At 58.1% G+C, this 8721-nt stretch carries 9 protein-coding genes; 1 reads left to right on the top strand and 8 read right to left on the bottom strand.

Features of this window, described 5'->3' with window-relative positions; translation table 11 throughout:
- Positions 1-135: 135 nt before the first annotated feature.
- The 5 genes from lnt to miaB form a co-directional block, all read right to left on the bottom strand.
- On the bottom strand, positions 136-1605 hold the full coding sequence (gene lnt, locus LWH94_RS18405) for an apolipoprotein N-acyltransferase (RefSeq protein WP_232903205.1): 1470 nt from the start codon (positions 1603-1605) through the stop codon (positions 136-138).
- 64 nt (positions 1606-1669) lie between these two features.
- Positions 1670-2515, bottom strand: coding sequence for an HlyC/CorC family transporter (locus LWH94_RS18400; protein ID WP_022989709.1), 846 nt, complete (start codon positions 2513-2515; stop codon positions 1670-1672).
- Positions 2512-2985 (bottom strand): rRNA maturation RNase YbeY, encoded by a 474-nt coding sequence (ybeY, locus tag LWH94_RS18395; RefSeq protein WP_232903204.1) that lies wholly within the window; start codon positions 2983-2985, stop codon positions 2512-2514. The genes LWH94_RS18400 and ybeY overlap by 4 nt, the downstream gene beginning before the upstream one ends.
- Entirely contained in the window at positions 2982-3968 is a 987-nt protein-coding gene (locus LWH94_RS18390; protein ID WP_022989707.1) for a PhoH family protein, read from the bottom strand. Before LWH94_RS18390 ends, ybeY begins: the two co-directional genes overlap by 4 nt.
- A 430-nt stretch (positions 3969-4398) precedes the next feature.
- Complete coding sequence (gene miaB, locus LWH94_RS18385; protein WP_232903203.1) at positions 4399-5745, bottom strand: tRNA (N6-isopentenyl adenosine(37)-C2)-methylthiotransferase MiaB; 1347 nt, start codon at positions 5743-5745, stop codon at positions 4399-4401.
- A 398-nt stretch (positions 5746-6143) separates the two neighbouring features.
- Between miaB and trmH the strand changes: the two genes are divergently transcribed.
- Positions 6144-6932 (top strand): tRNA (guanosine(18)-2'-O)-methyltransferase TrmH, encoded by a 789-nt coding sequence (gene trmH, locus LWH94_RS18380; protein ID WP_232903202.1) that lies wholly within the window; start codon positions 6144-6146, stop codon positions 6930-6932.
- On the opposite strand, the gene LWH94_RS18375 is transcribed toward trmH, so the two are convergent.
- The 3 genes from LWH94_RS18375 to LWH94_RS18365 all read right to left on the bottom strand — a co-directional run bounded on the left by LWH94_RS18375 (position 6868) and on the right by LWH94_RS18365 (position 8636).
- The gene (locus LWH94_RS18375; protein ID WP_058341321.1) at positions 6868-7884 is read right to left on the bottom strand and encodes a nucleoid-associated protein; all 1017 of its coding nucleotides are present in this window, start codon (positions 7882-7884) and stop codon (positions 6868-6870) included. The genes trmH and LWH94_RS18375 overlap by 65 nt on opposite strands.
- A 249-nt stretch (positions 7885-8133) precedes the next feature.
- On the bottom strand, positions 8134-8388 hold the full coding sequence (locus tag LWH94_RS18370) for a Txe/YoeB family addiction module toxin (RefSeq protein WP_232903201.1): 255 nt from the start codon (positions 8386-8388) through the stop codon (positions 8134-8136).
- Positions 8385-8636, bottom strand: coding sequence for a type II toxin-antitoxin system Phd/YefM family antitoxin (locus tag LWH94_RS18365; protein WP_022989702.1), 252 nt, complete (start codon positions 8634-8636; stop codon positions 8385-8387). Before LWH94_RS18365 ends, LWH94_RS18370 begins: the two co-directional genes overlap by 4 nt.
- Between the last annotated feature and the right edge of the window lie 85 nt (positions 8637-8721).

The raw sequence follows: 8721 nt of genomic DNA, 5'->3' as shown, positions 1-8721 counted from the left end.
CCTCATCAAGGCCAGAGGCGGCAACGCCGCCTCGTTAACAGGCCGGATATATGGCAGCAACCTGTCCCTCATCAACAACGTCTGAGGCCTTGCAAGCGGGGAGGAGACCATATATGGATTCCGTGGCCAAAAAAGTCAGTTTTTAGGAATCACCCGCTCCCGCACGAAAACAATCAGGATCACCGCCAGGGTCAGCACCGGCCAGGAGCCGGTTTGCATGTAGGGCGTGCTGCCGGTGGCGGAGAATACCTCGCCGGTGAGTACGGCCCGCTGGAACTGGGGGATGCGCTCGGTGATCTGGCCTTTTTCGTTGATGATGGCCGTTACCCCGTTGTTGGTGCCGCGCAGCATGTAGCGCCCGGTTTCCAGGGCGCGCATGCGGGCCAGTTGCAGGTGCTGAAGAGGGCCGATAGAGTCGCCGAACCAGCCATCGTTGCTGATGGTCACCAGCATGCCGGTATTCCGCGCGTTGAACGCCACAAAATCCGGGTAGGCCACTTCGTAGCAGATGTAGGGCATCAGCCGGGTATCGGTGGCGCTCAGGCCGGATTGCTGGCCCGGGCCCGGGGTGAAGCTGCTCATGGGCAGGTCAAAGAAGCCGATCAGTCCCCGCAGTAATCCCTGCAGCGGCACATACTCGCCGAAAGGCACCAGCTTCTGTTTGTGGTACATGCCCTCGCCGCCACCGGCCGCCAGGATGCTGTTGTGGAAGGTGTAGTCCTCGATTTCGCCGCTGTAGCCATACCAGGGAATACCGGAAATCAGGGTGCTGTTCTCGCCAAGCCGTTCCTCGATGTGGTCAATGATCTTGCCGGCCTGGTCCTGGGGAATGGGAATGGCGGTTTCCGGCCACAGGATGATGTCTTTATCCCAGTGTTCTTCAGTCATCCCCAGATACGCCACAATCTGGTCTTTCAGGAACTCCGGATCCCACTTGATCTGTTGCGGAATATTGCCCTGCATGGCGGCAAAGCTTTTCGGCTCCTCGCTGATACTGGTCCAGCTGACCTGATTAAGGGCAGGAGCCAGCAGCCAGGGTAGTACCGCGATCGCCGCTGTTGCACCCGCCGCAGTTTTTCGGCCAGCCAGGATCAGCCACCACACCCCGTAAGCCGCTGCGCCGGTAACCACGATCCAGAAGGTCAGCCCGTGCACACCGGTTAATGGTGCCAGCCCGGCCAGCGGGCCATTGGTGTGGGCGGTGCCCAGGTACAGCCAGGGAAAGCCGGTCAGCAGCCAGCCCCGGAGCCAGTCCCCCAGTAGCCAGATGGCGGGAAACAGGATCAGCCGGCGCACCATGCTTTGCCTGGCCAGCTTGCCCCAGAACCAGAACGCCAGCCCGTGGAATAGCGCCAGCCCTGCCACGAACAACACCATCAGCAGAACCGCGATGGGCACCGAGGTGTTGCCGTGCTTGCTGATGCTGATGTAAATCCAGCTCACGCCGGAGGCAAACAGCCCAAGGCCGACAAACCAGCCGGCGCGAAACAGCTTCTCCGAGGGCAGGTTCAGGGTAACCAGGAGGATCAGAAGAACCGATACCGGCCCCAGCGCCCAGATATGGAACGGCGAGAAGGTAAGGGTTTGCAGGGCGCCGGCGATCATCAGGATCACCGGCAGCCAGGGATAGGCAGTAAATTTCAGGTTGAGCGGATGGCTCAGGCCGTTTTCATGACTCACTTCGGGTTACCTGCAGCAAACGGATGACTCGGTTATCGGCGTTCGCAATAGTAAACTGCAAACCGCCGAATTCAACCGTTTCGCCCCGTCTGGGCAGGTGGCCGAACTCTTTGAGCACCAGGCCGCCAATGGTATCGAACTCTTCTTCGTCCAGGCCGGTGCCAAAAAATTCATTGAAGTCGTCAACCGGAGTCACGGCTTTCACCGCAAAGGTGCCATCGCCCCGGGCCTTGATATGGGTTTCTTCGTCGAAATCGTGTTCGTCTTCGATCTCGCCGACGATCTGCTCCAGCACATCCTCAATGGTAATCAGGCCTGCCGTACCGCCGTACTCATCCACCACGATGGCCATGTGGTTGCGGTTTTCCTTGAACTCCTTGAGCAGCTGGTTCAACCGCTTGCTCTCGGGCACAAAGGTGGGCGGGCGCAGGATTTCACGGATGCGGGACCAGTTGAGATCGTTATTCAGGGCCAGCGGCAGCAGATCCTTGGCCAGCAGAACACCCAGCACGTCGTCCGGGCTTTCACCAATCACCGGGAAACGGCTGTGGGCAGATGACATGATCTCGGGCAGGAATTCTTTCGGTTCCTGGGAGGCTTTCACGGTGATCATCTGTGAACGGGGGATCATGATTTCATCCACCCGCATATCGATCACCTGCATGGCACCTTCGATGATGCTCATGGAATCGGTATCAATAATGCTCTGGGACTCGGCGTCCCGCAGAATTTCCAGCACGTCCTCAACGGACTCAGGCCCGCTGGAAAAGGCCTGTGATATACGCTCCAGCCAGGACTTGCTGCCCTGGCTGCGACTCGACTGATCGTCGCTCATGAGTCTGGTTCCGTTTCCTCTGCTTCGTAAGGGTTAGCAAATCCGAGCTGCGACAGCAGCCGAACCTCGAGGGCTTCCATGACCTCGGCTTCGTTATCTTCAATATGGTCGTAGCCCTGAAGGTGCAACATACCGTGCACCACCATATGAGCCCAGTGGGCTACAGGCTCTTTATGCTGTTCCTGCGCCTCTTTTTCAACAACCGGTGCGCAAATAACCAGATCTCCGGCCAATGGCATCGTTATACCCGCTGGCGCTTCAAATGGGAAGGACAAAACATTGGTGGGTTTGTCCTTGCCCCGATACTGGTGGTTCAGCTCCCGGCTCTCGTCGTTATCGACAATACGGATGGTCACCTCGGACGGATCCTCGCCCAGCCAGGCCTTTTCGGCCCAGCTGTGGAACTGCGCTTCATCCGGCACACCCGCACCTTCAAAGGCCATCTGGAAGTCCACAGTCAGCTTGTTCATCGGCTGCCGGAGCTCCCGTCATCAAAGGAATCGTAGGCTTCCACAATCCGCTGAACCAGCGGGTGGCGCACCACATCCTTGGCTTCAAACCGGGTAAAGCCAATGCCCGGCACCTTGCTCAACACGCCGGCGGCGTGAATCAGGCCGGAATTCTGGCCCCGGGGCAGGTCCACCTGGGTGGTATCACCGGTAATCACCGCCGTAGAGCCAAAACCGATCCGGGTCAGGAACATCTTCATCTGCTCCCGGGTGGTGTTCTGGCTCTCGTCCAGAATGATGAATGAGTTGTTCAGCGTGCGCCCGCGCATGAACGCCAGCGGCGCAATCTCGATCACGCTCTTCTCGATCAGGCGGGTAACCTGGTCAAAGCCCAGCATTTCATAAAGCGCGTCGTACAACGGCCGAAGGTACGGGTCCACCTTCTGGGCCAGGTCGCCCGGTAGAAAGCCCAGTTTCTCGCCGGCTTCCACCGCTGGCCGAACCAGCAGAATCCGCTTCACCTGCTCGTCTTTCAGTGCCTCAACCGCACAGGCCACGGCAAGCCAGGTCTTACCCGTGCCCGCCGGCCCGATACCGAAATTGATGTCGTGGGTGCGGATGCTGTGCACATACTTCTGCTGATTCCGGCCCCGAGGCTTGGCGGTCAGTTTGGGGGTCTTGATGACGGTAATCTGGCCTTCATCATAGGGCACGTCATCCGGCAGCCGCTCAAGGCCGGTCTCGCGGATAAACAGGTGCACGGTATCCGGCGGAATGTCCTCGCTGGCCTCGGTTTCCCGGTACAGGTGCCGGATGACCTCGGTAGCCGCCGCCACGTTTTCAGTGTGGCCTTCCACCCGGAAATGATGCCCGCGCCGGCCCACTTTCACTTGCAGGCGCTGCTCAATCATCTTCAGGTGTTCATCAAACTGCCCGCACAGGGTCGCCAGCCGACGCTGGTTCACCGGGTGCAGGTCAAATTGTCTGGTATCGTGAGTGTTCAAGTTTTCTCCGAGTTTCCTACTCCCGGGTATCAGGGAGTATGCATTTCTTGAATTGGGCAGTATGGCCGATGCGTGGGTTCGCTTCCACAGGGACGCTCAAGACGTCCTGTTCGCTTAGCTTCGGCCATCCATGGCCTACGATACCCTGTGGAAGCGAACCCACGCACCGGCCTTTCTTGCTATGTGCAGGTTCGCTGATTAAAAATCAAGCTGGCTTGGCTGTTGCTTCATGATGAACGCACTATGGTGAGCGTTTTGGCATGCTGCACTGTTGATGGTCGGAGCTTGGGCGGGTAGGCCTTCCAAAAATGTGCGGAGCCATGGATGGCGGAGCAGAAGCGCCATAGGGATGTGCCGTAAGGAGCGGTTTTTGGAAGGCCTACCCGCCCAAGATCCCGCCCTCAAATAACAAGCACATAGGTGCCGAAGCCTAAAACAACTCAGAACTAACCGGCACACCACGAAGAGAGTTCGGGTAGGCCTCGACAATTTCTACGTCGATGAAGTGGCCAACCACCTCAGGATTCTCATGGCGGAAGTTCACGATCCGGTTGTTCTCGGTACGCCCCGCATACTCGCCCGGGTCTTTCTTGGACAGACCAGTCACCAAAATCCGCTGAGTGGAACCGACCATCTTGCGGCTGATATCCATCACATTCTGGTTCAGGCGATCCTGCAGAATACTCAACCGCTGCTTCTTGACCTCCATCGGCGTATCGTCCGGCAGATCCGACGCCGGCGTACCCGGACGGGCGCTGTAGATGAAGCTGAAGGACATATCAAAGCCGATGTCGTTGATCAGCTTCATGGTGTCCTCGAAATCCTTATCGGTTTCACCCGGGAAGCCGATGATGAAATCCGAGGAGAAGCTGATGTCCGGGCGGATTTTGCGCAGGCGGCGGAGTTTTGATTTGTACTCCAGCGCCGTGTGGCCGCGCTTCATGGCGGCCAGAATGCGGTCGGAGCCGCTTTGTACCGGCAGGTGCAGGTGGCTGACCAGTTCCGGGACCCGCTCGTAGACGTCGATCAGTGACTCGCTGAACTCCACCGGGTGAGAGGTGGTGTAGCGGATGCGGTCGATGCCATCAATGGTGGCGATCACTTCGATCAGTTCCGCCAGGTCCATCTGGTCGCCGTCGTGGGTGTCGCCACGATAGGCGTTTACGTTCTGCCCCAGCAGGTTTACTTCGCGCACGCCCTGAGCGGCCAGGTGGGCCACTTCGGCGATGACGTCGTCCACCGGGCGGCTGACTTCTTCGCCGCGGGTGTAGGGCACGACGCAGAAGGTGCAGTATTTGCTGCAGCCTTCCATGATAGAAACGAACGCAGAAGGGCCGTCGGCACCAGGTTCGGGCAGGTTGTCGAACTTCTCGATTTCCGGGAAGCTGACGTCAACCACGCCTACGCCGTTACCCTTGGTGCGGACTTCAGTAATCATGTCCGGCAGGCGGTGCAGGGTTTGGGGGCCGAACACCATGTCTACGTAAGGTGCCCGGTCGAGGATGGCCTGGCCTTCCTGGCTGGCTACGCAGCCGCCAACGCCGATAATCATGTCGGGCTTTTTGCTTTTGAGACGTTTCCAGCGGCCGAGCTGGTGGAACACTTTTTCCTGGGCTTTTTCGCGAATGGAGCAGGTGTTCAGCAGCAGGATGTCGGCGTCATCCGGGTTGTCGGTCATTTCAACCGCTTCGCCGGTTTTGAGCAGGTCTGCCATGCGGGCAGAGTCGTACTCGTTCATTTGGCAGCCGTGGGTTTTGATGAACAGCTTCTTGGCCATGGGTCTCACGTAGTTTGGTGTGTGTTGCGCCGGGGTGGGATGGCGCTGGCAAAAATTGACTGCGTATTATAACGGGGTGCCTAAACTTCAACCACCGTTGTCTCGGTATTCCTCATTTGGCCCTGTGGTATTATTCGCAGCCTTTGAGTTGTGGTGCATGAAGGGCTTTGGGGGAGGCTTTCCAAAAACCGCTCCTTACGGCACCCCTTCGGGGTCCGGCCCACAATCACAGATTGTGGTCGCTCAGCTGTCGCATGAAGCATTGCTTCATAAGCGCTCGGCTGAGCCCCTGTGGCGCTTCTGCTCCGCCATCCATGGCTCCGCAAATTTTTGGAAAGCCTCCCCCAAAGCCCTTCCCGGACCGCTGTGCTGTCATTAACAAGGCCTGGATTTTACCCATGACCCCCGAACGCCTCGCCCGAATCAAACAAGTCCTGAACACCCGCCAACCCGACCTGCGGGTGCTGACGGACCAGGTGCATAAACCCCGAAACCTGTCCGCCATCATCCGCTCTTGCGACGCCTTTGGTGTTGCGAACATGCACGTGGTCTGGCCGAAGGAGGGTTTTCGGGCGTTTCGCAAAACAGCCGGCGGAAGCTTTCACTGGGTAACAACCCACACCCATCCCACCATGGACAACGCGGTGACTGAGCTGAAGGCGCAGGGGCACAAGCTGTATGCCGCGCAATTGTCCGACCGGGCGGTGGATTTTCGGGAGGTGGATTTCACCGTGCCGTGCACGATTATCATGGGTAACGAGGTGGACGGGGTGAACCCGGTGACCGCCGAGCAGGCGGATGAGCATATCGTGATTCCGATGATGGGGATGGTGGAGTCGCTGAATGTGTCGTCGGCCTGTTCGATTATTCTCTCGGAGGCACAACGGCAGCGAAAGCTGGCGGGGATGTTCGATCAGCGGCGGATGCCGGATGACGAATACAACCGCCTGCTGTTCTGTTGGTGCCAGCCCACGGTGAAGCGCTACTGCGACGACCGCAACCTGCCGTATCCGCCCATCGACCACGAAACCGGTGAGTTAATCGACGGGGTAGGGTGGATGCAGGAAGTCAGAAAAATAAGGGCGACCCGCCCCCAAAACCAGCAGGCTAGGAAAGCACAACTCAGTCCTCGCGGGCTTCCAGGTACCGCTGCAGCTGCTCCCGCAGAGCCTTGGGCAAGCGGGTAATGGTCAGGGCGTCTTTGTCACGGTCGTAGTAAACGGCCTGGTTCACCAGGTCAGAAGAGAAAGACACGCTCATACCCCCGCCAGAGCCGGCAATGCGCACCAGTTTTTTGACCTTGCGGTGGTCCGGATGCAGCACGCCGGTTTCGGGCATTTCTGCGTTCTTGCTTGCGAATTCCTTGAAGCGCTCAGGCTGGCTTTCGTCCAGGTAATTGGACAGCGCCTCGATGGCCACCGGCTCGCCGAGGGCGTGCTGGTCTTTGCAGAATTCGTAGGCCTTGGCGCGGACTTCCCCGGCCTTTTCCGGTTCGCTGGACTTGGCGAAGGCTTCCACTGCGTCCAGGAAAGTCATGGTTTCCTTTTCCACATCCACGCTGTTGGTGAACGCGCACAGGCGCAGGAACAATTCGCCGGGGTCGCCGGTGCCGCGGGCATGAACGACGGTCATGTAGTTGTCGCTGGTGTTCTCGTTACGCCATTCGTCCAGTTCGATTCGGACGGCGAGGTTCAGGCGTGACAGGCTCAGCACGTCTGTGGCGTCCAGTTTCTGGCTGCCGTCGAAGCGCATGGCGCCGTCGGTTTCGAGGATGAACAGGTAAACCACTTCGGAATCCGCCAGGGCGTCGTGCACCACCATCAGGTGGCCATCAAACTCTTCCTGGCTGCCATTGAGCAGTTCCTGCCACTGGCCGAACAGGCGGTCGGTCATGGCGGTGAAGGTTTGTTTGTCTTCCAGGTAGTCTTTAAGCCAGGCGCTGAACGGGCATTCGCCGATGTCGTCCGAGAAGCGGCCGTATTTCTTGCCGGGTTTGCTGTTGAACAGGCGCTTCATCTGCTTGTGCAAGGCTTCGTAATCGCCACCGGGCTCCTGCAGGGCCTCGCCGGCAACAAGGCGGGCGGGCTGGCCCGGCTGGTACTGGCTGGCGAAGGCGGTGCGCAGGTGTTTGATGGCCATTGTGTTCAGCTCCTGTGGTTAATCTTGGTGGGCGGGGGATTTTGCCATGGTTCGGCGTGGGATTCATTGTAGCTTTCGAGTTGTGGGGGCGGGTCGCGGGGTGGTGGTTTATTTTTCTTTGGAAAAACAACTCGCTTCGCTCAGACATCTTTTTCCGGCAGAAAAATAAACCACCACCCCACGACCGGCAGACCATTTGAGTGAAGTCGGCTTTTTCTGGAACTGCTGAGGATAAGGGGGTGTTTGCTGTCAGTAGTGATATCGGAGCTGGGCGATGAGTAGGGCGTCTTCGGTGACTTTGTAGACCATGCGGTCTTCTTCGTTAATCCGGCGTGACCAGTAACCGGCGAGGTTGTGCTTTAGTGGCTCCGGCTTGCCGATGCCTTCGAAGGGCTCCCGCATGGTCTCCTTGATAAGTTTGTTGATGCGACTAACGACCTTTTTGTCAGTGCTCTGCCAGTACAAATAGTCTTCCCAGGCGTGCTCGGAGAAGATGAGTTTCATTCAAGAAGGTCCTTTTCCTGACCGCCGCCTTGTTCCAGTTCAGCGACGGATTCCAAAAGACGGCGGGCGTTTTTGGGTGCCCGTAGCAGATAGGCGGTTTCCTGCAGTGCTTCGTAATCCTCCAGCGAAATCATCACCACAGACTGGGCCTTGCTCCGGGTAATAATCACCGGTGAGTGGTCTTCACAAACCTGCTCCATGGTTTTCGCCAGATTACTTCTTGCAACGGTATAGCTGATAGCGTCCATAAAATATGCCCTGTACAGAATGCTGTACGGTACAGGATACTGTGCAGGCCAAAAAGTGGCAACCACCAACAAACAGTTGGATTAC

Source organism: Marinobacter sp. G11 (genome assembly GCF_021282325.1).
Lineage (GTDB): Bacteria > Pseudomonadota > Gammaproteobacteria > Pseudomonadales > Oleiphilaceae > Marinobacter > Marinobacter vinifirmus.
The sequence above is the reverse complement of the archived record's forward strand: the minus strand, read 5'-3'. Positions and strand labels throughout refer to the sequence as shown.

What these genes read in the sequence shown, in the direction of transcription:
- lnt (WP_232903205.1), bottom strand. Translation starts at nt 1,605, where the DNA reads ATGATCGCCGGCGCCCTGCAAACCCTTACCTTCTCGCCGTTCCATATC.
- LWH94_RS18400 (WP_022989709.1), bottom strand. Translation starts at nt 2,515, where the DNA reads ATGAGCGACGATCAGTCGAGTCGCAGCCAGGGCAGCAAGTCCTGGCTG.
- ybeY (WP_232903204.1), bottom strand. Translation starts at nt 2,985, where the DNA reads ATGAACAAGCTGACTGTGGACTTCCAGATGGCCTTTGAAGGTGCGGGT.
- miaB (WP_232903203.1), bottom strand. Translation starts at nt 5,745, where the DNA reads ATGGCCAAGAAGCTGTTCATCAAAACCCACGGCTGCCAAATGAACGAG.
- trmH (WP_232903202.1), top strand. Translation starts at nt 6,144, where the DNA reads ATGACCCCCGAACGCCTCGCCCGAATCAAACAAGTCCTGAACACCCGC.
- LWH94_RS18375 (WP_058341321.1), bottom strand. Translation starts at nt 7,884, where the DNA reads ATGGCCATCAAACACCTGCGCACCGCCTTCGCCAGCCAGTACCAGCCG.
- LWH94_RS18370 (WP_232903201.1), bottom strand. Translation starts at nt 8,388, where the DNA reads ATGAAACTCATCTTCTCCGAGCACGCCTGGGAAGACTATTTGTACTGG.
- LWH94_RS18365 (WP_022989702.1), bottom strand. Translation starts at nt 8,636, where the DNA reads ATGGACGCTATCAGCTATACCGTTGCAAGAAGTAATCTGGCGAAAACC.